The sequence below is a fragment of the Streptomyces sp. NPDC056373 genome (assembly GCF_042262425.1).
Taxonomy (GTDB): domain Bacteria; phylum Actinomycetota; class Actinomycetes; order Streptomycetales; family Streptomycetaceae; genus Streptomyces.
In genome coordinates, this window is the sequence record NZ_JBHJPX010000020.1 from 128,713 (window position 1) to 151,199 (window position 22,487).

Below are 22,487 nucleotides of genomic sequence, written 5' to 3' on the forward strand. Positions count from 1 at the left end.
CTCGTGGAGTGCCTGCGCAAGGGCGCGTCCATGCCTGGCCGTGCCCACGACCTGACGGCGGCGCGTGACCACGGGATCATGCGGATCTGCGAGCGCCAAGGCGTCCCAGTCCTCGCCGATCGGGCTTACATGGGAGCCGGCTCGTGGGTGACGACACCCCTCAGACGCCCACCAGGCCGCGAGCTCACACCGACCCAGCAAACCGTCAACCGTGCACTGTCCGCGGCACGGGCACCGGTCGAGCGTGGTGTCGCACGACTGAAGTCCTGGCGCATCTTCCGCAGATCCCGGTGCAGCCCGAATCGCATGACGTCAATCGCCGCAGCCGTCCTCTACGGAGGCTCGACGGTTGACGGCTCGTAGCTCTGCCTCGTCGGGCGACGGGATCAGCTTCCGGGGCGGCGCGTGTCATGCCGCCCCGGGGCCGGGTATGTGTGTCGGCGCAAGGTCACTTATCGAGCGGTCGGAGGGGTCAGGGCCGGTAGAACGTCTCGCAATCGAGTGGGGACGCGGTGGCGTCGTCAAGGCAGACGACGACGTACGCGGCCCCGCCGGGCACGTCTGCGGGGACTGCCGGGAAGTCGTCGAGCGAATACGTCACGTCGCACTTGGTACTGGTGCTCTTGGCGCCGAGGCGGATACCCGAGGCGTCGTACGCGCCGACCCACGCCCTGCGGCAGCCGACGGCCCGGAGTGCTCCGTCGACCCCTACCGAACGGTTGTACCAGGTCAGAGTGCCGCTGATGTAGCTGGCGCCATACGAGACGCCTGTGATGGGCGTGGTCGGGTACGCAGCAGTCTGCGCGCCCGCGGCCGGCGCTCCCAGTACGGTGGCCGCGGTCAGAACGGCGGAGCCGACAGCGGCGGCGAGTTGGGGCTTCAAGTGGTCCTCCAAACGGGACGAGTCGGTTGTCGCCTCACATCCTGGGCAGGTCGACCATCCGTTGCCCATCCTTTAAGCCACCGCTTAAAGGGGCTGCCAGGGCGGTGGGTGCGGCAGTGCCTCACACACCTCGGTGCCCTTGTTCGGTGGTGTGTGACAGGGAGGCGACGTTCGTTCGCGGCGTCCTCGCGCCGTCACGGTTGCGTCAGGGCTCCCGTCCACAGCAGGGCCAGCCCGAGCGGGGTGATGAGGTGGAGTACGGAGCTGCCGCGGCGGCTGGTGGTGATCAGGCCCGTGTCGCGCAGCACGGTCGCGTGCCGGCTGGCCGCGGCGGCCGTGACATTGAGGCGGCGGGCCAGTTCGCTCGTCGTGCAGCCTTCCGCCGTCACTCGCAGGGCGGCGGCTCGGGTGCGGCCGAGCAGGGACTCCAGGTTCCGGACGGTCGCGCCGTCCGACTCCGCCGCTCCGGTGCCGGTGAGTGGCCGGCGGAGGGCCGGTACGGTCAGGCGGGGTGGCTGAGCGGTGTCGAGCGGGTCCCACAGGAAACTCACCGGGTGCTTCGAGAAGACCGTGGGCGTGATGAGGAGTCCCCGCCCCTGGAGGTGCACATCGACTCGGCGCGGGTAGGGGGCTTCGAGCACCGGCGGACGCCAGTGGACCAGTGGTGCACAGATCGAGCGCAGCAGGAGATCGACGCCTCCCTCCAGCATCAGGTTCGCGCTACGGGTGGACAGCGCGACCAGTTCGGACCGTCCTCTGTCCCAGTAGGGTTCGACGGTCAGTCGGTGGCAGGCGCGCAGGGCCTTCGCCAGCTCCCGCAGCGCGTCACGGTCGCCCTCCGCCACCCGTCTGGCCCACGGCAGTTGTCCGGGACGGAAGTCGAGACACTCGATCTCGCGGCGCAGCCGGGACACCGGGGCGTGCAGCAGATTGTCCACGGCGTGGTCCAGAGAGGGCACATCGCCCGTCAGGGCCAGCAGATCAAGCCCGGGACCGCGCGTCGGGACCAGGGATGTCAAGGGGAGTGTGTCGGCCCCCGTCCTGCCCGCGACCGCCGAGCGCCAGGTGTGGAGGTGCGTGGGCACCCGGTTGTCTCTCAGTAGCTCCAGGCTGTAGTAGACCTCGGCCGCTACGCCGATGGTCGCGGCCACCCGGGTCCTGGCGAGGTCTTCCGCCGTGAAGTGAACGCGTAACACCTGCCGGTCTCCTGCCGCCGAAGGGGAGGCGTGAACGCCCCTCAGCCTGCCCCACCCAGTACCGCCCAATCGGGCGTCGAGGCGCAGGACCCGTTCGTCGGCCACGCGTTCGAGCCGGTGAACGCCAGCGGCCGTACCGGCTGAGGGGAGCGCCGCATCACCCGATCAGGGGCCATGCTGAAAAGGCTCAGTGGCTGGGTGCCTCTGCCGCGACGGCGGACACCAGGTCGCCGGATTGCGGTCGTGATCAGTCCTCGTGGCGCCGACGCGCGAGATGGACGGTGATGTCGGCGGTCATCTCGACCCGGTCCGGAAGCACCCGCATGATGCGGCTGAACAACTGCTCCCGCTCCGACGCCGGCAGGACGAGGTAGGCCGAGATGGTGGAGAGGTGCCCGATGTAGTCGCGCGCGCTCGTCGTGAGGCGCCGTTCGATCGTGGACTGCCGAGTGCCGGTGAACCACCGGGACCGCTGCAGCTCGGTCCCCGGCCACTGCATCTCCTGCTCCGGAGGCGTCCCGTCGGGCGACGGTATCTCGTCACTCTCCAGGAACGGTGCCCGCGCCGCGCGCACGGCTTCCTCCACGGCCGGGTCGGCGAGCCGGAACGGGCCGCCGAACGAGGCGAACACCCCACCCGGCTCCAGCAGCGCGGCGATGCGTGGCCAGCGGCCCTCGGGGTTCGTCCAGTGCAGCGCGGCGGCCGCGTAGACCAGCCCGTACCGCTCGCCCGGTCGCAGGTCCTCGAACGCGGCTTGCTCCGTCGCGACGGTGGCCGGTACGTGCTTGCGCAGCTCGGCGAGCATGGACCCGTCGGGCTCCGTCGCGGTGACCACGACCCCCCGCCCGGCGAAGAGCCGGGTCGCCTTGCCGGTCCCGGCGCCGATCTCGAGGGCGGTCCGGACCGGATGGCCCGCGTACCCGATCACCATGTCGAACAGCTCCGCCGGATACCCCGGCCTGAACCGTTCGTATGCTTCCGCCACCACTCCGAAGCTCAACGCGCGATCGGGCATGCCGAGCATCCTGGCACGCGCCGCGCCGTCGGTGGTGATGATTTTGCACAGCCTGCACCAAAGACGATCGCCGGGCTTCAGGTGGATCGGGTGTGGTGGTCCAGCAGACGGGTGAGCAGCTGCACGAAGTGGTCGCGTTCGGCCGGGCTCAGCGGTGCGAGGAGTTCGTCGTGGAGGTCGTCCAGGACCTCGTCGAGCCGTCGTAGCCGGCGGCGGCCCTCCGCGGAGATCGTGATGACGTTGCGGCGCCGGTCGCCGGGGTCCGGCGAGCGTTCGACGAGGTCCCGCTCGGCCAGTTCGTTCAGCACTCCCACCATGTCGCTGCGGTAGATGCCGGAGCGCCTGCTCAGCTCCGCCTGGCTGGCCGGCCCGTACTCCTGCAGTGAGGCGAGCACGGCGTAGTGCCACTTACGGGCGTCGTCCCGGGCCAGGCCCTCGGTGATCAGCCGGTCCGACCGTACGGCCAGTTGTGACAGCAGTCGGCTCGCCCGCCGTCGCAGCCTGTCGGGCGTCTTCTGCGCGCCGTCGCCGCGGACGTCCGCGGCATCGCCTCTGATCACGGGACCGATCCTACCGTTGCGTTAGTACGACTAACGATATAGGTTCACTCGAACTTGGACCGTTAGAGCGACTAACGCTGACTGTGAGACGACGAAGAAGGGCAGACCTTGCCCCTCAAGGCACTTCAGATCCCCACCGCGGACGGCCCCGCCGACGCCTTCGCCGCCTTTCCCGACCAGGGCGGGCGGCACCCGGGGGTGCTGATGTACATGGACGGCTTCGGTATCCGGCCGGTGCTGCGGGAGATGGCCCGCGAACTCGCCGGGCACGGGTACTACGTCCTGGTCCCGCACGTCTTCCACCGTCACGGCCCGGCACCGGTGATCGAGCTGCCCGAACACATCGGAGAAGCGGACCGGATCGCTCTCGTCGCCCGGCTGATGCCGCTGATCGGGGCCCACACCGACGAACGTGTGCTGAGCGATGCCGACGCCTACCTCGGGTTTCTCTCCGGTCGGCCCGAGGTGGCGCCGGGGCCCGTCGCGGTGACCGGGTACTGCTTCGGCGGCCTCCTGGCGATGCGCACCGCCTCGGCGCACCCCGGCCAGGTGGCCGCCGTCGCCGGTTTTCACGGCCCCGTGGGGGGTGCGGGACCTGAAGGCCTTCATGGCCTCCTGGCCGGCATCACCGCAGAGGTGCACCTCGGCCACGCCGAGTCCGACCTGACGCCCGAGGCGCTGGGCGAGCTCAACCAGGCGCTGCGGGCAGCGGGGGTCGACCACACCTCCGAGATCTACCCCGGCACTGTCCACGGCTTCACCATGTCGGACACGGACGCCTTCGATCCTGCCGCGCTGCAACGCCACTGGGACCGTCTGCTCCCTCTCCTCGGCCGTACCCTGGCCAGGAGCTGACGCCTCACGGTGCGTCGCCGCGGTGGTGGAAGCGGTACGTCACTCCCGGGCCCGCTGCGCGCGGCGCGCCGGGGCCCGGGTCGTACAGGGTGCGGCCGCCGGGGAACTGCCCGAGCTCGGTGGGCAGGGCGGCGCCGGTGCCGATCTCGTCCGGCGTCCACCCCGTGACGTCCAGCAGCAGCCCGTCCAGCGGCCCTCCGATGAGCTGGGCATAGGTCCGCCCGGAGCGCGGGCCCGGATCGGGGTCGTCGTGGTCGTGGCCGTAGACCCGGCCGCGCAGCAGTTGCTCGTCGCCGTTCATCCGATCAGCGTCTCAGCCCCCACTGACAATGCGGGTCGTGGAGCCACAACGTGCCCCGGCCGGATGCGCGGGCATCCCGCACGCCGGGGCCATGATGGGCGTATGACCGATCGTGACGAGTTCCTGGAGTGGGTCAGGACCGCCCTGTACGAGGCCGAGCTTGCACTGCACAACGGGGATCCGGCTCCTCGCCGCGCACTTTGGTCACGCCACGAGCCTGTGAGTGTTCTGGGAGCGTGGCGCAACGCCCATGGGCAAGAGGAGCTGGACAGCCTCTTCACGACCCTCGGGAGCGGTTTTTCCCACTGCACGTCGTACGTGTTCGAGTTGCAGGCGTACGACGTCTCAGGAGACATGGCCTACACGGCAGGCCTGGAGCACACCTCCGCCTCTGTCGACGGATTGCCACGCACCTACACGTTGCGGGCCACCCAGGTGTACCGCCGTGAAGACGGCGAGTGGAGGGTGGCCCACCGTCATGGTGACACCGTGAGCGAGTGAGCATGCCCGCGGAGCTTTTGGACGCCGCACGCGCGGGCGAACCGGGCGGCGCGGCGCCCCGCATGCATCCGCAGGCGGCCCGACCTGAACGGACAGGCCTGCTTCACGGGCGAAGGTGCTCGATGGTGACGCCGTGCCGCTCGGCCAGCCGCTGGGCGATCAGCGAGCGGTGACACGCCTCAGGGTCGCGCTCGACACAGAACAGCGCTGCTGTTCCGCTGCCCGGCAGCGCCGACACGATCGGCGTGAGGTCGGCGCGGTCGAGGATCTCCGCGGTGTAGCGGCGGCTGTACTCGGCGGCAAGCTCGTGGCGCGAGCGCTTGCCGACGCCGCGGCGGTCGTCCTCGGCGTACTGGAGCCTGCGGAGTTCGGTGGTCGGGGCGAGCTCGGGGTGGTGCTCGTACGCGATCCGGGCGTGGGCGAGAGCCGCCTGGAGCCGGAGTGAGTTCGCCCAGGCGTACTCGGGTCCGCGCACACCGCGGCGTTGACGGACGTCGAGCAGAAGACGGACGTCGGCGTGCCGCAGCCGTCGCAGGAAGGACTCGCCGTCGAAGCCGTAGACGCCGATCGTCACCATTCTGAGCATCGGGGCATCACCCATCTGCCTGCCGCTCGTGCCGGCCGCCGAGACGCTGGCCCGCGAGTTGGAGGTGTCCACTCGTACCGTGCTGCGCGACATCGAGGCGCTGTCCGCGGCCGGCGTCCCGGTCTACGCCGAACGCGGGCGGCGGGGCGGGTTCGCGCTGTTGCCCGGTTTCCGCACCGAGCTCACCGGACTGAACCACGACGAGGCCCTCGCTCTGCTGACCGCCGGATCAGGGCGCGGCGAGAAGGCGTTCGGCCTCGGTCCGGCCCTCGCTTCGGCGCTGCGCAAAGTGGCCGACGCGCTGCCCGAGAGCCATCGGACCACCGCGAACGACGCCGCCCGGCGCCTTCTCGTCGAGCCGGAGACCGACCTGCTCTCACGTCGGCCGGTCACGGAGGACGTGCCCGGCGCGACGATGACAGAGATCCGGCGCGCGGTGCTCGCCGGGCACAGACTGCGCATCCATTACGCCGCCACGGACCGGACGCCGCAGTGGCGCACGGTGGATCCGATCGGCCTGGTCACCGTACGCGACCGGGGCTATCTGCTGGCCACGAGATCCGGCGCGGACCGCACCTACCGGCTGTCGCGGGTGCTGGCCGCCGAAGAGCTGCCCGAACCCGCACAGCGCACGAGTCAGGTCGATCTGGACCGGGTCTGGCGGGAACGCTGCGCGCGGTTCCTGTCCACCGATCACATCGCCGTGCGGGTGCGGGTGCTCCCGGAGCGGCAGGAGGAACTGATGAGCAGTGCGGTGGCCGTGCGCGCCGCAGAACGTGAGGTGGACGGGTGGTTGCGGCTGGAGGTGACGTTCGAGGACCTACGGCACGCCGAGTGGGCGCTGTGGCAGCTCGGCACGGACGCGGAAGCCCTGGCCCCGGTGGCGTTGCGCACCTCCCTGCGCGATCGGGCCGCCGCGATGTCGACCCACTACACGGATCCCTTCTGACAGTTGCGGGGGGGGCTGCCAGGTGTAGACGGCTGCCGGCCTTCGGCCTGCTCGTGATCGACTGCGGTGGCTTCCCGCTCTGGGCCTGCGCGGTGATCGACGGCGGTGGCCGCCCGCTTTTGGCCTGCGCGGTCGTCGAATGTTGCTTCCGGCCGCTCTCCGCGTCCCGGTACAGCGTTCCAGACTGTCGGCGTCTGTGCTGGTCAGCATGTGTTCCAGCGTTCCAGCGTCCCGAACCGGCCGCGGGTTGTGGCGGGCGGGACGAAACACAGAACAGGCTGAGGCCGTCCGAGCAGACCGCTGGACGACCCGATTCGCACCATGGAGATCTCGATGCGTTCGTGCTTTGCCGCCCCGTCAGCCCGCCTCGCCCTGGCCGCGGTCGCCGCAGTGGCCGTCACCGCCACCGCGACCACGACGGCCACGGCCACGACCGACAACCGGAGCAATGCCGTCCGGGCCTGCGCGACCAAGGACCTGAGCTTCAAGGTCAGCCTGAGGACACAGGCGGGCGGCTACTTCCTCGTCACCGCCAAGGCCAAGTCCGGCATCACCTGTCACCTGGACGGCGTCTTCCCCTCCGCGTCCTTCGGCTCCTCCGCCGACACCGAGGTGGCGCCGTCCGAGCACAGCGTCAGCGAACGGGTCACGCTGTCCGGCTCCACCGCCGCGTACGCCGGCATCAACCCCAAGACCACGAACGGCGATCACGGCAAGCAGTTCGGCTTCCTGCACCTGTCCGTCGCCGGCGACGAGACCAACGCCGTCACCCTCACCCTTCCGGAGACCGCCACGGTCGACCGGCCCGTCGCCACCAACTGGCACGCCGATCCCGCCGACGCCGTTCCCTTCTCGAACTGACGCCGCACCGCACTCCCCCGGCCGACGGACACCGCCGTCGGCCGGGGGTTCGCCGCGTCTCGACCGCACGGGGTGGGCCGTCGGGCGGTCCCACGAGCTCCGCCCTATCGCGGCCGGGCGCACCGCCCAAGTCACCGACCTCGTAATCCCGATCCGCCGCACCGACTGACGATGCACCACTGGAGACTGGACACAGGCAGTCGGGTCGCGGTGCACCACTACCCGCCCTCGAACGCCGCTTCCTCGCACCCCATCCCCTTGGTGTACGTCAACGGCGGGCCGGTCCGCGGCATCTCGGTGCTCGACCACCGATTCCCGCAACTCCTGGCACGCCGCGGCCACGACGTCTACGCCTACGACAGGCAGGCGGTGGACGAAGCGACCTCCTCCCCATGGGCCAGTACTCGATCGAACGGTCGGTCCGCGATCTCGCCGCCTTCGTCGACCCTCTGGGCAAGGGCGAGGCCGACGTCCTCGGATTCTCCTCAGGCGGGGTCGTGCTCACCCGGGCCCTGGCCGACCTTAGCGTCGCCACCCGCCTGCACCGGGCGATCATCGCCGATCCCGGCCTCATGGACGGCCCGACAGCCCAGCTGACCCTGGTTCCCTTCCTCCCGCCGCGGCTGCGGCTAGGCGTGCCAGAGCGAGCTGCGCCGATGACGTGCCGGCGGCACGTCCACCGAGTCCGCCGCCTCGAGGGCGAGTTCGTCGACACCGGCACGCACCAGCCGCATCAGAGTCCCTACCTGGGTTCGCAGCCGCTGCCGCGCCCGGCGTTCCTCGAGTGCGGACCACTCGGCGAGGGAACGGTCCGTCCGGCGCCGAGCGAACGAGTAGACCTCCACCGTGCGACGGACCAGGTGAGGTTGCGGCCTTCGGGACTCTCGCGCCGCATCGGTGAGGGTGCGCGCGCTGTACCGAAGGCCGTGGAGAACCACCGAACGCCAGGGGGTTCCTGACGGGCGGTCGAACGCACTCCGGCCGAGTGAAGGGGGCAGATGATGGGCGGTGCGTGACACGGGGGCTCCTGTCGCGGCAACCGCCAGGCGTCTCCTGGCGGGCTACCTGAAGCCCGTCGGGCCGGTCGAACGCGCGTTTCCCATACGGCCAACCCTATCTCGCAGCTTGCGCGGGCGCGCGCCTGCTCAATTCCTCGCGTGCTGGGACCGGTTCGTGCGCTGTCCCCGTTCCCTTGCTGCGGCGGCGACGCCCTCATGAAGGGGGTGATCTTGGGAAGACGGTGAGGGTGATCTTGCTGTCGGCCCCATGAGGGGGTTCCGAGGAGGGGGGATGTCGTGACAACGCCTGTGCGTCGTAAGCCGTTTGTGAAGCGGCGTCGTTATGGGTTCGATCTTCGGTCGACGGCCCTGTTCTTCGTTTTTCTCGCCGTGCTCGTGAGTGTCCTGGGACTCGCCGCTCGCGTGGCGGCGGGCGCCCTCGATCGGCGTCCCGCCTGGGTGTTCGTGCTGGTCGCGGTGGCTGTCGCCGGCTGCCTGGGCCTGCGGCGCCGCTGGCGCCTGTCAGGAGTGGCACGCCGGGCCGCGGCAGCGCTCGACGAGGCGGCCAGGGAAGCGGCCGAGGCGCTGGAGGCTTCGGCGGTCCCCGCTCAGCTGACGTCCGCTCCCGTCCCAATCAACGTCCCTGCCCCTGCCCCTGCAACCGCCGACACTGTCGCCTTGGCCGTGGCGGTCGACTACGACGCTCTGACGCCCGAGGAGTTCGAAGAGGCGATCGCGGGACTCTGCGAACGCGACGGCTGCACCGACGTCGAAGTGGTGGGAGGCGCCGGGGACTTGGGCGCCGACGTCCTGGCCGTGACGCCCGACGGGCGCCGGGTCGTCATCCAGTGCAAGCACTACGGCGAGTCGCATCGCGTCGGATCCCAGGACCTGCAGCGCTTCGGCGGCACGTGCTTCACGGTGCACGAGGCCGATGTCGCCGTGCTGGTCTGCACGAGCGACTTCACGGCGCCGGCGGTGGAGTACGCCGAGCAGTGCGGGATCGTGTGCCTGGACCGGGAGGCCCTGGAAGCCTGGACCGACGGCACCGGCCCGCACCCCTGGCAGGCCGCTCTGGAGGACGGGGAGGCAGGGTGGGAGACGGCCGGAGCCGGGGTCTGAGCGTTGCGGACCGGCGGGCGCGGGCTGGACGCGCCACGTGTCCGCACGCACGGTGAGGGGTGCGGGTCCCGCTTATTCGCTTGATCGGGCCCGGGACGGGTGTGGCAGGCTGGCGCGGTGATCCGCACGCTGAGCCCCGGCTGTCTGAACTGGGACGAGGTGGGCCCAGCCCGCCACCCCTTCGACGCCGCGTCGGCGGCCCAGGTCGTCCACTCGCTCGGTCCGGCCCGGTGTGTGCCACGTCGGCCGGATGTCCCCTTTGCCGACTCGGTGATGAGCGACTGGGACCGGGAGGAGGCCACGCCGTGGGCCGATGCCATGTCGCATGCCTTGGCGGAGCACTACGGCCGCTGGGCGACGGGCTGGCGCTGGTCGCACGACGAAGGGGACTTCGACGGCGGACCGGTCGGGCACTGGTGCTGCCCGCGCGACTCGATCACCACCCCCGAGGAGACGCTCCCCCGCGTTGTCGCGGCGCTCTGTGAATGGCGTGCGTGGCTCGAAAGTCTCGCCGGCTGGATCGATGCGTACCCACTGGACCTGCGGACCGTCGAGGACGACCGGATCCTGTGGGACCGGGCGGCCCGCAACCTGATCCTCCAGGTGACCGACCGCACCGGGTGCGGCAGCGGCTGGCACGGACACTGCCGTCAGGTACTCACCTGGTTCCTCGACCGCTGGGACGTCGCACCCGACGTCGCGGAGGAATTGGTGGACCGCGCGATCGGTGGCCGCTTCAAGAGCTGGACCGGCCCTGACCACTCGCTGGTCGACGAAGTCGCGGAGCGCCTCGCGCGTTCGGTACGGCCGGCCGACCTCGCACCGTCCCCCGAGCCGCTGCCGGACCACCTCGAGCGCTGGCTCACCGTGCGTGAGGGCGTGGCGTGGCAGCGGGCCCCAGACAGTGACGTGAACGGACCGGTGACCCCGTACCGCGACGGCGCGGCAGAGGACATCCGCAGCTTCGACGGCGCCCTGGACCCGGCCCGGGCCCATGGCCTGCTCACCGCCCTGGAACTGATGCGGGCCGACGCCGCGCGAGGCGCCCGCCTCGACTTCGCGCTGCTGCAGAGCTGGCAGCAACACGTCCTGGACACTCCGCAACCCCCGCCGTTGCGCAGCCTGCCCGCCTTCGCGAAGAGCGGCCGGGAGCGCTACGGCATCGCCCCCGGCCTCCGGAGCCGACTGGATCTCTGTCTGTCCGAGAGCGCACAGGACGCCGACCGGCCTCTCCCCCTGACCGCTCGCGCCGCACGCGCCTACCTCGACGTCTGCTTCTTCCACCCTTTCGACGACGGCAACGCCCGCTGCGCCTTCCTCACCCTGCTCTTCGTCCTCGCCCGTCAAGGCATCGCGCTCGACGGTGTCCTCCTGTTGCGCCGGGTCGCCTTCCAGGCCGACGACCCCCGGGACGCGCTGACTCTCGCCTCGTACATAGACCTTCACATCACCGGGACCCGGAGCAGTGCCGTCCCACTCGATCAGTAGGTCGCGCGGACAGGCGGCTCGGCCCGGGCAGGAGGTGGCGCGGGCAGGCTCCTCCAGGCCATCGAGTGGTTCACACTCTGCCCCTGCCAGGATTGCTCGGGTTCGGGTCAGTCCTCACACCGGCCCTTGGCAGACGGGTTGACCTTCACGCTTGGGCCGATCCCTGGCGTCGTCGGCATGCGCGGGCCGTCCGATCCGGGCGAGCTGCGCAGCCCTTGTGCCGGGGCGACCGCCCTGTCTGCCCCGCAGCAGATCCACGTTGTGCCCGTTCTGTTTCCGGGTCGCCCCGTAGCGTGCGTCCGCGCGGCTTCCAAGCGCCTGGCGATCCGGCGGTAATCCGGGCTCGGCGGGGTAATGGGATGTCGTTCAACACACTGTGGAGAAGGAGCCGAGGATGACCGACGACGCCTACCTGTTCCTGCTTGACGACGCGTCCGCGCAGCTCGGTGTGTCGCCGGCCGCCGTCGGTGAACTCGCGTGCATGGAAACTCCCGCAGTCCGCGCCTGGCTCGATGCCCAGGGAAGTACGCCGACCTCGCCCCACCTGCGCCTACTGCCGCCGGAGGAGACGGCGGCCGTGCCCGAGGGAGCGGAACGGCTGCCCGTCCCGTTGAGTGAGGAGGAGCTGAGCCGGCTGCGCCACCAGTTGGTCCCGGAGCCGCTGGCCCGGGTCGAGCAGGAACTGCTCGCCTACCGTGACTGCGCCGACGGGCGGGACGGCCTGATCGGTAAGGCGCTCGCTGCCGGTGTGGCACCGCACCGCATCGTCGAGTTGACCGGTGTGGACCCCGCGACCGTGACCGCCGCCGCGAGCAGGTGACGAGACCGCGGGTCATCTTCCGCCCTGCCCGCTCCCGAGATCGGCCCCGCCGGGCGAGAAGCATCCGGCGGGGCCGACGCACGTGGCCCCGAGCGGCATCACGCGCCTCGAGAAGTGGCGCCACGCGACACCACATGGCACCACCTGGCAACACCAGGCGCCTCCGGGGTTGAGATCGAGAGGATGGCACCACATGGGCCTTGCACATGGCGCCAACGTGATGCCATCATGGCGCCATGGACCTCACTCCGTACGTCGAGAACCTTCGCCGGGAACTCGCGGTGGCCGCCGAAGCGGGTGGCGATGAAGCCCGAGAGCTGGCCGAGAGACTCACCGCCCCTCTGGAGTCGGCCACCCGGCTGACCCTGCTCAACGTGCTCTCCGCCGCGACGGACGAGATCACTCGTGAACTCGCCCCCGGCTCGGTGGACGTACGGCTGCGCGGGCTCGACCCCGACTTCGTGGTGGCCCTGCCGCCCACCCACGGCAGTGCGCCCGAGGAGCCGGTCACACCCGAACCGCTCACCATGAGCCCGGCCCCGGCGCCGGCAGACGGCGACGAGGGCGGCACCGCCCGCGTGAACCTGCGCCTGCCGGCCCACCTCAAGGCCCGCGCCGAGGAGGCCGCGAGCCGCGAGGGCCTGTCGGTCAACGCATGGCTGGTTCGAGCCGTGGCCGCCGCGGTCGACGGCGGAACCCGGCCGCGTACGGCAGAGAAGACCAAGACCCTGGGACAGAGCTTCACCGGCTGGGTGCGCTAGCCGCGCCCAGCCCCGCACCACGTCACCCACATCACGTCCCACCAGCGGGGACGCTCTGAGGACCCAAGCAGACGGGACAGCCATGCCTTCTTTCGACACTCCTGAAGCGGTCTCGGTCACGGCACGCGTGGAGGCCGGTTCCATCCGATTCATCGCGGGCGACCGCCTCGACACCGTGGTGGAGGTGCACCCCCGGAACCCCGAACGCGAGCCGGACGCGCGGACCGCCGACCAGACCGAAGTCACGTACGTGGGCGGCGTCCTGACCGTCTGGACACCCAAGGCCAACCTGTTCGGCCTCGGCCGCACCGGCGTCGTCGACGTGACCGTCGAACTCCCCACGGGCTCGCACGTCGACATGACCGGCGCCTGGGTCCAGGTGCTCGGCGAGGGCCGGCTCGGCGAGGTCGGTGTGAAGACTTCGGTCGGCGACATCCGCCTCGACGCCACCGGCCCGGTGAAGCTGACCGCTTCGCACGGCTCGATCACCGTGGACCGGGTGGAGGGCATGGCCGAGATAACGAGCAGCACCGGCGATGTGCGCGTCGGAACCATCGAGGGTCCCGCCGTCCTGAAGAACTCGAACGGCACCACGACCGTCGGAACCGTGACCGGCGAGCTGCGGCTGAGCGGCACCAACGGGGGCAGCGACATAGCGCGCGCCGAGGGGCCGGTCACGGGCACCGCGACCAACGGCTACCTGCGCTTCGGTGAAGTCAGCGGCGGTGAAGTGCAGTTGGAGACCTCGAACGGCGTCATCGAGGTGGGAATCCGCGAGGGCACCGCCGCCTGGCTCGACGTCAGCTCCCAGCGCGGACAGGTGCGCAACGCGCTCGCCACGTCCGGAGCCCCGGAGCACACCGAGAACACCGTCAAGGTCCGCGCCCGGACCAACTGGGGCACCATCGACATCCGCCGCGCCAAGGCCTGAGCACCACATCATCGACCGGCGCGCCCCTCCTCTTCCCCTTCAGCCTTCTCGCAAAGGGCTCCCTTCTCAAGGAGGGCACCATGCCTTCATCTGTCATGTCCACATCCGGAAACGGTCACCCGTCACCCGCCGCCGTCTCCGCCGTCGGTCTGCGCAAGTCCTACGGCGACAAGACCGTCCTGGACGGCGTCGACCTGGCCGTCCCGAAAGGCACGATCTTCTCCCTGCTCGGGCCGAACGGTGCCGGTAAGACCACCGCCGTCAAGATCCTCTCCACCCTCGTCACCGCCGACGGCGGTCAGGCCCGGGTGGCCGGCCACGACCTCACCACCGACCCGCAGGCCGTACGCGCCGCGATCGGGGTCACCGGCCAGTTCTCCGCGGTCGACGGGCTGATCACCGGCATGGAGAACATGCTCCTCATGGCCGACCTGCACCACCTTCCCCGCCGTGAGGGGCGCCGCGTCGCCGCCGGACTGCTGGAACGCTTCGACCTCACCGACGCCGCCGGCAGGCCCGCCTCCACCTACTCCGGCGGCATGAAACGCCGCCTCGACATCGCCATGACCCTGGTCGGCGACCCCGGCATCATCTTCCTCGACGAACCCACCACCGGCCTCGACCCCCGCGCCCGCCACAACCTGTGGCAGATCATCCGCGAGCTCGTCTCCGGCGGCGTCACCGTCTTCCTCACCACCCAGTACCTGGAGGAAGCCGACCAGCTCGCCGACCGCATAGCCGTCCTCAACGACGGCCGGATCGCCGCAGAGGGCACCGCCGAAGAGCTCAAGCGCCTCATCCCCGGCGGACACGTCCGGCTCCGCTTCACCGACCCCGCCGCCTACCGCGACGCCGCCACCGCCCTCGGCGACGTCACCCGCGACGACGAAGCCCTCGCCCTCCAGCTTCCCAGCGACGGCAGCCAGCGCGCACTGCACGCCCTCCTCGACCGGCTGGACTCGGCCGGCGTCGAGGCCGACGAACTGACCGTGCACACCCCCGACCTCGACGACGTCTTCTTCGCACTGACCGGCCCGGCCGACGTCACCGACCAGCCCAAGGAGAACACCCGATGAGTTCCCTCGGCCTCGCCCTGCGCGACTCCTCCACCATGCTGCGCCGCAACCTCCTCCACATCCGGGGCTACCCCTCCCTCACCCTCAACCTCCTGCTCACCCCGATCATGCTGCTCCTGCTCTTCGCCTACATCTTCGGCGACACCATGAGCGCAGGCATCGGAGGCGGTGACGCCGACCGGTCCGAGTACCTCGCGTACCTCGTCCCGGGCATCCTGATGCTGACCATCGGCGGCACCACGATCGGCAGCGCGGTGTCCGTCTCTATGGACATGAACGAGGGCGTCGTCGCCCGCTTCCGCACCATGGCGATCCACCGCGGTTCGGTGCTCATCGGGCACGTCCTCGGCAGCGTGCTGCAGTGCGTGGCGAGTGCGGTGCTCGTCGGGGCCGTGGCCATGGCGATCGGGTTCCGGACCACGGACGCCACCGTCCAGGAGCTGATCCTGGCGGTCGGGCTGCTGACGCTGGTCTCCCTGGCGCTCACCTGGATCGCCGTCGGCATGGGCCTGGTCAGCCCGAACGCCGAGGCGGCCGGCAACAACGCGATGCCGCTGATGATTCTGCCGCTGCTGTCCAGCGCCTTCGTACCGGTCGACGCCATGCCGGGCTGGTTCCAGCCGATCGCCCGGTACCAGCCGTTCACCCCGGCCATCGAGACCCTGCGCGGCCTGCTCCTCGGCACCGGGATCGGCCACAACGGATGGCTCGCGGCGGTCTGGTGCGTGGGGCTGGCGTTGCTCGGCTACCTCTGGTCCACGTCTCTCTTTCATCGCGACCCCAAGTAGAGACGGCGAGCCCCACCACCGGGCCGACCGGATCAGCCGCTGCGGGAGAAGACCTTGTTCCGGGTGGAGCCGCCGGCGCACAGCTTCTTCTCGTCGGCTGTCATCTTGCGCGACTTGACCACGACCGCGCTGTGCTTGCCGTCCGTGCCGTTCGGAGCCGGGCCGGTGACGCTGTCGGGCACGAACCAGAAGTAGTGGCCCCACTTGGGGTCGTCGTAATGGGTCTGCCACGTGCCGGATATCCGCTGCATCACCTGGGCACGGGAGATCCAGCCGACTTCTCCCGGCTTCACGGTCACGGTGAAGGAGCTCGTCTCCGTGTGGGAGCTCTGCCAGGTGTAGTTGTAGGTCGCGGTCACACTCGCCGTGATGATGCCTTCGATGCCGCCGCCCACGGTGACCGATCCTCCCACCGAATGGGAGGAGCCGACGGTGTCGGCCCATGACATCGACTGGGATGCAGGCGACTCGGTGCAGTTGAAGAGCAGTTCGGAGACCTGGCGCGGTTCACCGAGATAGGCCTTGCCGAGTCGGGGGGAATTGAAACTGCACTTGCCTTCTCCGGAAGCGCAGTCGGCCATGATCTGCTCCGCGGTGGGCTGTTCCCCGGCCGTGGCCGGCACGGCCGTCGTGATCACCCCGAGCGCGATCGCCGCCAACGCGAGCGTGCGGCTGCCGTACCGCAGGGTGTGCTTCATCGTCATCCTTGTTGCCTCTCGATGGTGCGTGGGGGGAAAGTGGCCACAATCGCCCTTGTTCCGGCAGGGCTTGCAGGCACACGCGATGCCCATGAGGCTCACGTAATCGACGGTTCAGCTACACCAAGAGATGGCAAAGTTGTAATTGATTTCAGAACTGATGAAACGCCAACTTTGTTCGACGGATAAGATTTTGACGACGGCGTTGGGCACGCCCCTCCGAAAAGCCGCTGGTGCCACGCTCAGTTCGTGGCGTCAGCGGCTCGTCGCAACTGGCCAGTCAGTCGAGGGGTTCGAGGGTCAGGTAGGCCTGGCGGGGATTGCCGTCGTGGACGAGCGATTCATGGTGGCCGACGTCGTCGAAGGCGAAGGCGTAGGCCTTTCCGTCCGCCATCTGGGCGTGAATCTTGCGCGCGTAGTGGTTGGTGACGTTGTCCTTGTAGAAGTCGGTGGCGCCGGTATCGGGCTGGCTGGGGTTGACCAGCAGGGTGGAGCGGTTGAACCCGGCACACAGCGTGCGTGAGATCGGGCCGCGCACCTGGTCGTTCGGGGCGTCGAGGCGACCGTGGCAACCGAAGACGGAGGAGGCGTCCGGCTTCTGGAAACCGGTGACAACCGCTCCGGCGGCGTCGGTGAAGTTCATGACGCCACCGGAGACCCGGCCGTAGTACTTGGTGCCGGGCCGGTCCGCGAACGGGGTGACCGTCAGGGTCGAGGTGGCGTACTTCTGCCAGACGCGGTTGATGTAGTCGTCCATCACGGTGGCCGGCAGAGCGCCGGTCTCCAGACCGTACAGCGGCGACAGGGCACGCAGCACGGTGCCGTCCGGGCGGGTCTGGATCAGGTTGGCCCAGCCTCCGGGCTGTCCCCTGAGGGCGTTGAAAAAGCCTTTGTAGCCGCCGGCCTTGAGCCGTCCGCTGCTCGCGGTGCTGCCGTCGGCCCGCTGCACTCCCACCGCGTAGGGAGCCGAGAACATGTCGACCTGCGTGCTGTTGATCCACAGACCCGAGTCGTTGAACGTGTACTCCGACCAGTTGAACAGGATGTTCCGGTTGGGGTCGGCCGGGTTCTGCACGGCAGGCTGGACCAGGCCTCCGATGGTGAGCTTGAAGACCAGTTTCTGGCCGTAGGAGAAATACACACGTCCGGAGAACCTGGGCATGCGGATCGTGGCCGACCGCCCTGCCGCCGGGCCGGGGATCGAGGCGTCGGGGGCGGGAGTCGGCGGGTTGCCGCCGGCCGGCCAGGGGTGGAAGGTGCCGCCCGCGTCGGCCCAGCCCTGCCGACCGGTCGAGAGGTCCGTGCCGAGGTTGTAGACATAGAGCGGCTCACCGCGGGCCGAGTTGTTGGTGATCTTCAGTGGGATCGTCGCCGGTACGGCGGCATGGGCCGGCGCACCCGTTCCTGTCGCCAGCAGGGAGCCGGCAAGGACCGTGGCCAAGGACAGCACCGCGGCTGTGGCCCGGCGCCTGAGAGTTCGCAACACGCTCTGCCTCCGTTCGACATTCGGCCGAGTCTGAGAGCGCTCTCAGAGTTGCGCTTTGGTACGTACCTGTCAACACATCGGGACCGCTCACCTGTCAGCACATCGGGACCGCCCGGTCAGCCCGGGGACCCTTCACGCAAGGATTCACGCAGGCAGGAGACGACGACCACGAAGGGCCAGACCGACTGAAGGGTCGTCACGGCGCGCTCGGCGACCCCGGCCGCGCCTTGGAGGTGCAGTTCGATCAGGAACCAGGTCGCGCCGGCCGCCATGACGGCGGTCGCCCCCAGGGAGGGAAAGGGGCGCAGGGCCCACGGCACGGCGGTACCGGCCCGGGCGGCCAGCACGGGCCATGCCGCCAGGACGGCGAAGCCCACGGCGGCGACCGAACCGTGGCTCAGCGAACCACCGCTGCTCGGCGCCGGGAACACGGCCACCGTGAGCGCCGCCACACCTCCGGCCGCCAGAGCCATCCGCCCGGCCGTCGCGGCCGGGCGCAGCCCCCAGGCCGTCAGCAGGTGGCAGAACCCCAGGGCCACGAACGCCGCCGTCATCACCCAGGATCCCGAGTTTCCGGGAGCCGCCAGGACGCTGATCGTCTGGGCGGCGGGGTCGTACGGGGGGCCCTGCAACGCCGCCGCCGACAGCCAGCCCATGATCAGGAAAACCGGGGCGAATCCCGACGACGCCAGCGCCCACATAGGTACAGATCGCATCAGAACACCGTAGAGCCGGGCATTCGTGTCCCCGGGTTCCGTCCCACGGGCCGCCTCACGTGGCGTAGTCGCACAGCCCGCCCCGCCCTGGAAGCGCACGATGGAACCGTGCGGCCGGGCGTCGGAAGGTGATCGGGCATGGAGCTCACTCTCGTGGTGCTGATCATCGTCGTGGGTCTGACGTTCGACTTCACCAACGGCTTCCACGACGCGGCGAACGCGATCGCCACCTCGATCTCCACGAGGGCACTGACGCCCCGCATGGCGCTGGCGATGGCCGCGGTGATGAACTTCTGCGGGGCCTTCCTGGGAACCGGGGTCGCCCAGACCGTCGGCAGCGGCATCATCGGGGCGCCGGAGGCGACCTCCGGGCTGCTGCTCGTCCTGTGCGCGCTCCTGGGCGCCATCGGGTGGAACGTCTTCACCTGGTGGCGCGGGCTGCCCACCTCGTCCTCGCACGCCCTGATCGGCGGGCTGGTCGGTGCCGCGCTCGCCGCGTCCGCCACGGTGCACTGGTCGGGCATCCTGGACAAGGTCGTCCTGCCGATGCTGCTGTCCCCGCTGGTCGGCGTGGTGCTGGGGTACCTCTTGCACACGGTCATCCTGTGGGTGTTCCGGCGTTCGGCACCCCGGCGCACCATGCGGCGCTTCCGTGCGGCGCAGAGTGTCTCGGCCGCCGCCATGGGGCTGGGGCACGGATTGCAGGACGCGCAGAAGACCATGGGCGTCATCGTGCTGGCGCTGGTCACGGCCGGCTGGCAGGACGACTTCTCGGTGCCGGTGTGGGTCATCGGTGCCGTGGCGATCGCCATGGCGGCCGGTACGTACACCGGCGGGCGTCGCATCATCACCACTCTCGGGCGGCGCATCGTGCACCTCGATCCGCCACGCGGGTTCGCCGCCGAGACCGCTGCCGCGGCCGTCCTCTACACGACGGCGTTCCTGGTGAAGGCGCCGATCTCCACCACCCAGACGATCACCGCGGCCATTCTCGGGGCCGGTGCCACCCGGCGCTTCTCCGACGTACGCTGGCAGGTGGCCCGTTCGATCGGTACCGCCTGGATCCTCACCTTTCCCGGCGCGGGGATCCCGGCGGCGGCGCTCTATCTCCTCCTGCACGCCGTCACCGGTCTGTGATCACAACCGGAGGCCGTCCATGACCGCACTTCCCGGCCGTCAGTGGTCCGCTCAGGCACCCGCCGGGGCCCCGGACGGCCTTCCGTCACCCGGGCGCTTCGCTCACCTGCACCCGGACGACGGTGCCTGCCTGATGGAGGCCGCGGCCCTGCTGGCCTCGGGCCGGTTCACCGACAGCCCCGCGGGGACGCATCCGGCGCTCGCGGCCCTGGCCCGCGTGGTCAACGACGGTGTCGGTGACGGCGCCCGGCTCGCCTTGTGGCCGCTGGCCGCCGACCTCGCGGACGCTTACCCCTCGGGCCGTGGTTACGCACCGCTGCTGGTCGGCACGGTGGTGGACGCGGCGCGCGTGGTGCGCCCGTCGTCGCGGTCTCTGGCGCGGTACGACCGTGCCTGCCGCCGAAGGGCGGGCAGAGTCACCCACACGTCGACGGGAGGTGCGGTGGCCCGGATCTGCGATCTGCTGTGGTGGCGCGGGCCGGGGCGTCGGCACCTGGAACACGCTCTCCGGGTGCTGTGCGCCGCCCCGGACGCCGAGGAGCGGCTGTCCGGGCTGTTGCGGCGGGCCGTGGCCCAGGCACGGGAGGACCCGGACGAGCGGGCTTCGGGCAGGGAGATGTCCCGCAACCGTCAGGCATGAGGGCGACGGTGGGGCGAGAGGGTCCGACGCCTCACCGGAGGGGAACCGAGGGCTCCCGGGAGACGCGGACTCGTCGTGGTGGCGTTCGCCTGAGTATCATCCTATGGACATAAATCAGGTGATTTGCCTTCGCGGGTCGTCACCTACCGTGGCCACCCCCGCCGGAGTGAACCATGTCCCGCACCGGCACGACGGACGACGGCGACGAGCTGCTGACCAGGCTCGGGGCCCTGACGGCTCAGGCGCGTGCGCAGGCCGAGATGCAGAGGTCCCGGGTCGAGCTGGCGATCGCGCTGCAGCGCGGCATGTTGCCGCGCGACCTGCCGACGGCCCGCCGGCTGCATCTGGCCGTGCGGTACGCGCCCGCGTACCGGGGCCTCAACGTGGGCGGCGACTGGTACGACGCCTTCACCCTCGGCGACGGCCGGATCGGCCTGTCCATCGGCGACGTCCAGGGCCACAACATCGAGGCCGCGGCCTTCATGGGGCAGGTGCGGGCCGGGCTGCGGGCACTGGCGTCGGTCACCAGCGACCCCGACGAGGTGCTGGCGCGGACCAACGATCTGCTGGTGTCCCTGGGCTCCGACCTCTTCGCCACCTGCACGTTCATGCGGCTCGACCCTTGTGCCGGGGTACTGGAGAGCGCCCGGGCGGGGCACCTGCCCTGCGTCTGGGCCACAGCGGACGGGAAGTCCGGCCTCACCGAGGACGAGGGCGGGCCGCCCCTCGGGGTGCAGGCCGGGACGCGCTACCCGGTCACCCGGTACGAGCTCACCACGGGCGGCGTGTTCGTCCTGCTGACGGACGGTGTCGTGGAAGGACCGTCCATGCGGCTGGAGGAGGGCCTGGACCAGGTGACACGCCTCGCGGGCATCGCGGCCGTGGCGGGCATGGACGTGGACGCCCTCGCGGCCGCCGTGATCAAGGGCGCCGAGCGCGTGGGACATGACGACGACGCCGCCGTCCTGGTGGTCGGTCTGGACGGGCCGAACGCTCAGCCATAGGGCGGCACGAGGGCCGCTCCCGCCTCGCCGAGGTATCGGCCCCGGTGTCTCATGGCTGCTGTGGTGGGTAGCCAGGATCTGCGCACGCCGGTCGTCGTCGCTCTGCAGACGCTGGCCGTCGCCGCCTGCTACTACGTGTCCGCGCAACTGGGGCTGCTGCGGGACCTGGTCGTCGAGGGCGCGGTCGTCACGCCGATCTGGCCTCCCACCGGCGTCGCCGTGGCCTGCCTGCTGCTCCTCGGACTGCGCTGCTGGCCCGGGATCGCCCTCGGTGCCTTCTTCGTCATCCTGTCCCTGACGTCCCTGACGCCCTCGGCCCTCTGTGTACTGGCGGGCAACACGGCCGCCCCCGTGGCCGGGTACCTGCTGCTCCGGCGGGCCGGCTTCCGCACCGACCTCGCGCGGCTGCGGGACGGTCTCGCCCTGGTCTTCCTGGGCGCCTTCACCGCCATGCTGATCAGCTCGACCACGGGCGCCGGCATCCTGATCGCCACGGACCGTATCGAGTGGCCCGGCTTCTGGGCGGTGTGGCTGGCCTGGTGGGTCGGTGACGCGATGGGCGTGCTCATCGTCACGCCGGTGCTGCTCCTGCTGTCCCGCGTGCGCTTCCCGCTGCCCCTGTCCCGCTGGAAGGAGGCCGCGGGGCTGGCGGTCATCGCCTGCTGTCTCGTGCCGGTGGCCGCGCACAGCTCGATCAGTCTGCTGTTCCTCGTCTACCCCCTGCTGATCTGGGCGGCCCTGCGGTTCCAGCTGGCGGGCAGCCTGCTGTGCGCTCTGTTCGCCTCGGTCATGACCACGGTGGCGGCGACCGACCGGGTCGGACCGTTCGAGCGGCTCAGCCGGGTCGAGGTGATGATGAAGCTGCAGGCCTTCAACGGGGCGATGGCGCTCACGGCCCTGATCCTCTCGGCGGTGATCACCGAGCAGATCTACACGCGCCGCTCCGTGGAGCGCGCCTGCCAGGAGCTCGTCGAGGTACTGGAGCACCTCACAGCGGGCGAGTCGGCGGACGGCCGGGCACCCGTGGAGGACGGCGGGCCCGGGCGACGGCCGGAGGAGTGACCGCCGAGGCGCATGCCCGCCAGGCCCCGGTGTCGCGGCCCGGCGGGCAACGT

Annotated in this window: 25 protein-coding genes and 1 pseudogene; 17 read left to right on the forward strand and 9 right to left on the reverse strand. The window is 70.5% G+C overall.

Annotated elements, in window-relative coordinates; all coding sequences use genetic code 11:
- Nucleotides 1-30 precede the first annotated feature (30 nt).
- Nucleotides 31-363 (forward strand): annotated as a pseudogene (locus ACFCXS_RS34190) (transposase family protein); the annotation flags it as partial.
- A gap of 109 nt (nucleotides 364-472) precedes the next feature.
- Here the strand turns inward: ACFCXS_RS34190 and ACFCXS_RS34195 are convergent.
- The 4 genes from ACFCXS_RS34195 to ACFCXS_RS34210 all read right to left on the reverse strand — a co-directional run bounded on the left by ACFCXS_RS34195 (nucleotide 473) and on the right by ACFCXS_RS34210 (nucleotide 3,654).
- A complete protein-coding gene (locus tag ACFCXS_RS34195; protein ID WP_142147171.1) occupies nucleotides 473-883 on the reverse strand; it encodes a hypothetical protein in 411 nt (136 codons plus the stop codon).
- A 194-nt stretch (nucleotides 884-1,077) separates the two neighbouring features.
- Complete coding sequence (locus ACFCXS_RS34200; RefSeq protein ID WP_376647255.1) at nucleotides 1,078-2,079, reverse strand: ArsR/SmtB family transcription factor; 1,002 nt, start codon at nucleotides 2,077-2,079, stop codon at nucleotides 1,078-1,080.
- Between the two features lie 247 nt (nucleotides 2,080-2,326).
- Nucleotides 2,327-3,094, reverse strand: a complete 768-nt coding sequence (locus ACFCXS_RS34205; protein WP_376647256.1) for a class I SAM-dependent methyltransferase — start codon at nucleotides 3,092-3,094, stop codon at nucleotides 2,327-2,329.
- Between the two features lie 77 nt (nucleotides 3,095-3,171).
- On the reverse strand, nucleotides 3,172-3,654 hold the full coding sequence (locus ACFCXS_RS34210; RefSeq protein WP_376647257.1) for a MarR family winged helix-turn-helix transcriptional regulator: 483 nt from the start codon (nucleotides 3,652-3,654) through the stop codon (nucleotides 3,172-3,174).
- 108 nt (nucleotides 3,655-3,762) lie between these two features.
- On the opposite strand from ACFCXS_RS34210, the gene ACFCXS_RS34215 reads away from it, so the two are divergent.
- A complete protein-coding gene (locus ACFCXS_RS34215; RefSeq protein ID WP_376647258.1) occupies nucleotides 3,763-4,509 on the forward strand; it encodes a dienelactone hydrolase family protein in 747 nt (248 codons plus the stop codon).
- 4 nt (nucleotides 4,510-4,513) lie between these two features.
- Here ACFCXS_RS34215 and ACFCXS_RS34220 read toward each other — a convergent pair whose 3' ends face one another.
- A complete protein-coding gene (locus ACFCXS_RS34220) occupies nucleotides 4,514-4,810 on the reverse strand; it encodes a hypothetical protein (protein ID WP_376647259.1) in 297 nt (98 codons plus the stop codon).
- A gap of 102 nt (nucleotides 4,811-4,912) precedes the next feature.
- Between ACFCXS_RS34220 and ACFCXS_RS34225 the strand changes: the two genes are divergently transcribed.
- Nucleotides 4,913-5,311 carry a nuclear transport factor 2 family protein gene (locus tag ACFCXS_RS34225; RefSeq protein ID WP_376647260.1) on the forward strand — a complete coding sequence of 133 codons (399 nt, stop codon included), beginning with the start codon at nucleotides 4,913-4,915 and terminating at the stop codon, nucleotides 5,309-5,311.
- A 103-nt stretch (nucleotides 5,312-5,414) separates the two neighbouring features.
- On the opposite strand, the gene ACFCXS_RS34230 is transcribed toward ACFCXS_RS34225, so the two are convergent.
- Nucleotides 5,415-5,897, reverse strand: a complete 483-nt coding sequence (locus ACFCXS_RS34230; RefSeq protein ID WP_376647261.1) for a DUF488 family protein — start codon at nucleotides 5,895-5,897, stop codon at nucleotides 5,415-5,417.
- Nucleotides 5,898-5,925: 28 nt separating this feature from the next.
- Here ACFCXS_RS34230 and ACFCXS_RS34235 point away from each other — a divergent pair, with 28 nt between their 5' ends.
- From ACFCXS_RS34235 to ACFCXS_RS34280, 10 genes are all read left to right on the forward strand, one after another.
- Nucleotides 5,926-6,846 (forward strand): helix-turn-helix transcriptional regulator, encoded by a 921-nt coding sequence (locus ACFCXS_RS34235; RefSeq protein ID WP_376647262.1) that lies wholly within the window; start codon nucleotides 5,926-5,928, stop codon nucleotides 6,844-6,846.
- 333 nt (nucleotides 6,847-7,179) lie between these two features.
- Nucleotides 7,180-7,707: a DUF4232 domain-containing protein gene (locus tag ACFCXS_RS34240; RefSeq protein WP_376647263.1), complete on the forward strand. Its 528-nt coding sequence runs from the start codon at nucleotides 7,180-7,182 to the stop codon at nucleotides 7,705-7,707.
- 392 nt (nucleotides 7,708-8,099) lie between these two features.
- On the forward strand, nucleotides 8,100-8,666 hold the full coding sequence (locus ACFCXS_RS34245; RefSeq protein ID WP_376647264.1) for an alpha/beta fold hydrolase: 567 nt from the start codon (nucleotides 8,100-8,102) through the stop codon (nucleotides 8,664-8,666).
- Nucleotides 8,667-9,002: 336 nt separating this feature from the next.
- Complete coding sequence (locus ACFCXS_RS34250; protein ID WP_376647265.1) at nucleotides 9,003-9,827, forward strand: restriction endonuclease; 825 nt, start codon at nucleotides 9,003-9,005, stop codon at nucleotides 9,825-9,827.
- 117 nt (nucleotides 9,828-9,944) lie between these two features.
- The gene (locus ACFCXS_RS34255; RefSeq protein WP_376647266.1) at nucleotides 9,945-11,315 is read left to right on the forward strand and encodes a cell filamentation protein Fic; all 1,371 of its coding nucleotides are present in this window, start codon (nucleotides 9,945-9,947) and stop codon (nucleotides 11,313-11,315) included.
- 394 nt (nucleotides 11,316-11,709) lie between these two features.
- Nucleotides 11,710-12,135, forward strand: coding sequence for a DUF6003 family protein (locus ACFCXS_RS34260; protein ID WP_376647267.1), 426 nt, complete (start codon nucleotides 11,710-11,712; stop codon nucleotides 12,133-12,135).
- A gap of 236 nt (nucleotides 12,136-12,371) precedes the next feature.
- Nucleotides 12,372-12,896 (forward strand): hypothetical protein, encoded by a 525-nt coding sequence (locus ACFCXS_RS34265; protein ID WP_376647268.1) that lies wholly within the window; start codon nucleotides 12,372-12,374, stop codon nucleotides 12,894-12,896.
- Between the two features lie 82 nt (nucleotides 12,897-12,978).
- On the forward strand, nucleotides 12,979-13,827 hold the full coding sequence (locus ACFCXS_RS34270) for a DUF4097 domain-containing protein (RefSeq protein WP_376647269.1): 849 nt from the start codon (nucleotides 12,979-12,981) through the stop codon (nucleotides 13,825-13,827).
- An 80-nt stretch (nucleotides 13,828-13,907) separates the two neighbouring features.
- Nucleotides 13,908-14,903: an ATP-binding cassette domain-containing protein gene (locus ACFCXS_RS34275; protein WP_376647270.1), complete on the forward strand. Its 996-nt coding sequence runs from the start codon at nucleotides 13,908-13,910 to the stop codon at nucleotides 14,901-14,903.
- Nucleotides 14,900-15,691, forward strand: a complete 792-nt coding sequence (locus ACFCXS_RS34280; RefSeq protein ID WP_376647271.1) for an ABC transporter permease — start codon at nucleotides 14,900-14,902, stop codon at nucleotides 15,689-15,691. Before ACFCXS_RS34275 ends, ACFCXS_RS34280 begins: the two co-directional genes overlap by 4 nt.
- 32 nt (nucleotides 15,692-15,723) lie before the next feature.
- Here ACFCXS_RS34280 and ACFCXS_RS34285 read toward each other — a convergent pair whose 3' ends face one another.
- The 3 genes from ACFCXS_RS34285 to ACFCXS_RS34295 form a co-directional block, all read right to left on the reverse strand.
- The gene (locus tag ACFCXS_RS34285) at nucleotides 15,724-16,389 is read right to left on the reverse strand and encodes a hypothetical protein (RefSeq protein ID WP_376647272.1); all 666 of its coding nucleotides are present in this window, start codon (nucleotides 16,387-16,389) and stop codon (nucleotides 15,724-15,726) included.
- A gap of 280 nt (nucleotides 16,390-16,669) precedes the next feature.
- The gene (locus ACFCXS_RS34290) at nucleotides 16,670-17,875 is read right to left on the reverse strand and encodes a glycoside hydrolase family 64 protein (protein WP_376647273.1); all 1,206 of its coding nucleotides are present in this window, start codon (nucleotides 17,873-17,875) and stop codon (nucleotides 16,670-16,672) included.
- Between the two features lie 116 nt (nucleotides 17,876-17,991).
- Nucleotides 17,992-18,591: a DUF998 domain-containing protein gene (locus ACFCXS_RS34295; protein WP_376647274.1), complete on the reverse strand. Its 600-nt coding sequence runs from the start codon at nucleotides 18,589-18,591 to the stop codon at nucleotides 17,992-17,994.
- Between the two features lie 138 nt (nucleotides 18,592-18,729).
- Here ACFCXS_RS34295 and ACFCXS_RS34300 point away from each other — a divergent pair, with 138 nt between their 5' ends.
- The 4 genes from ACFCXS_RS34300 to ACFCXS_RS34315 all read left to right on the forward strand — a co-directional run bounded on the left by ACFCXS_RS34300 (nucleotide 18,730) and on the right by ACFCXS_RS34315 (nucleotide 22,434).
- A complete protein-coding gene (locus ACFCXS_RS34300; RefSeq protein WP_376647275.1) occupies nucleotides 18,730-19,728 on the forward strand; it encodes an anion permease in 999 nt (332 codons plus the stop codon).
- A gap of 19 nt (nucleotides 19,729-19,747) precedes the next feature.
- A complete protein-coding gene (locus tag ACFCXS_RS34305) occupies nucleotides 19,748-20,368 on the forward strand; it encodes a hypothetical protein (RefSeq protein WP_376647276.1) in 621 nt (206 codons plus the stop codon).
- A 173-nt stretch (nucleotides 20,369-20,541) separates the two neighbouring features.
- A complete protein-coding gene (locus tag ACFCXS_RS34310; protein WP_376647277.1) occupies nucleotides 20,542-21,372 on the forward strand; it encodes a PP2C family protein-serine/threonine phosphatase in 831 nt (276 codons plus the stop codon).
- A gap of 60 nt (nucleotides 21,373-21,432) precedes the next feature.
- Nucleotides 21,433-22,434, forward strand: a complete 1,002-nt coding sequence (locus ACFCXS_RS34315; protein WP_376647280.1) for an MASE1 domain-containing protein — start codon at nucleotides 21,433-21,435, stop codon at nucleotides 22,432-22,434.
- Nucleotides 22,435-22,487: the final 53 nt, after the last annotated feature.

What these genes read in the sequence shown, in the direction of transcription:
- ACFCXS_RS34245 (WP_376647264.1), top strand. Translation starts at nt 8,100, where the DNA reads ATGGGCCAGTACTCGATCGAACGGTCGGTCCGCGATCTCGCCGCCTTC.
- ACFCXS_RS34295 (WP_376647274.1), bottom strand. Translation starts at nt 18,591, where the DNA reads ATGCGATCTGTACCTATGTGGGCGCTGGCGTCGTCGGGATTCGCCCCG.
- ACFCXS_RS34265 (WP_376647268.1), top strand. Translation starts at nt 12,372, where the DNA reads ATGGACCTCACTCCGTACGTCGAGAACCTTCGCCGGGAACTCGCGGTG.
- ACFCXS_RS34220 (WP_376647259.1), bottom strand. Translation starts at nt 4,810, where the DNA reads ATGAACGGCGACGAGCAACTGCTGCGCGGCCGGGTCTACGGCCACGAC.
- ACFCXS_RS34260 (WP_376647267.1), top strand. Translation starts at nt 11,710, where the DNA reads ATGACCGACGACGCCTACCTGTTCCTGCTTGACGACGCGTCCGCGCAG.
- ACFCXS_RS34270 (WP_376647269.1), top strand. Translation starts at nt 12,979, where the DNA reads ATGCCTTCTTTCGACACTCCTGAAGCGGTCTCGGTCACGGCACGCGTG.
- ACFCXS_RS34205 (WP_376647256.1), bottom strand. Translation starts at nt 3,094, where the DNA reads ATGCCCGATCGCGCGTTGAGCTTCGGAGTGGTGGCGGAAGCATACGAA.
- ACFCXS_RS34305 (WP_376647276.1), top strand. Translation starts at nt 19,748, where the DNA reads ATGACCGCACTTCCCGGCCGTCAGTGGTCCGCTCAGGCACCCGCCGGG.
- ACFCXS_RS34285 (WP_376647272.1), bottom strand. Translation starts at nt 16,389, where the DNA reads ATGAAGCACACCCTGCGGTACGGCAGCCGCACGCTCGCGTTGGCGGCG.
- ACFCXS_RS34230 (WP_376647261.1), bottom strand. Translation starts at nt 5,897, where the DNA reads ATGCTCAGAATGGTGACGATCGGCGTCTACGGCTTCGACGGCGAGTCC.
- ACFCXS_RS34225 (WP_376647260.1), top strand. Translation starts at nt 4,913, where the DNA reads ATGACCGATCGTGACGAGTTCCTGGAGTGGGTCAGGACCGCCCTGTAC.
- ACFCXS_RS34275 (WP_376647270.1), top strand. Translation starts at nt 13,908, where the DNA reads ATGCCTTCATCTGTCATGTCCACATCCGGAAACGGTCACCCGTCACCC.
- ACFCXS_RS34310 (WP_376647277.1), top strand. Translation starts at nt 20,542, where the DNA reads ATGTCCCGCACCGGCACGACGGACGACGGCGACGAGCTGCTGACCAGG.
- ACFCXS_RS34240 (WP_376647263.1), top strand. Translation starts at nt 7,180, where the DNA reads ATGCGTTCGTGCTTTGCCGCCCCGTCAGCCCGCCTCGCCCTGGCCGCG.
- ACFCXS_RS34280 (WP_376647271.1), top strand. Translation starts at nt 14,900, where the DNA reads ATGAGTTCCCTCGGCCTCGCCCTGCGCGACTCCTCCACCATGCTGCGC.
- ACFCXS_RS34300 (WP_376647275.1), top strand. Translation starts at nt 18,730, where the DNA reads ATGGAGCTCACTCTCGTGGTGCTGATCATCGTCGTGGGTCTGACGTTC.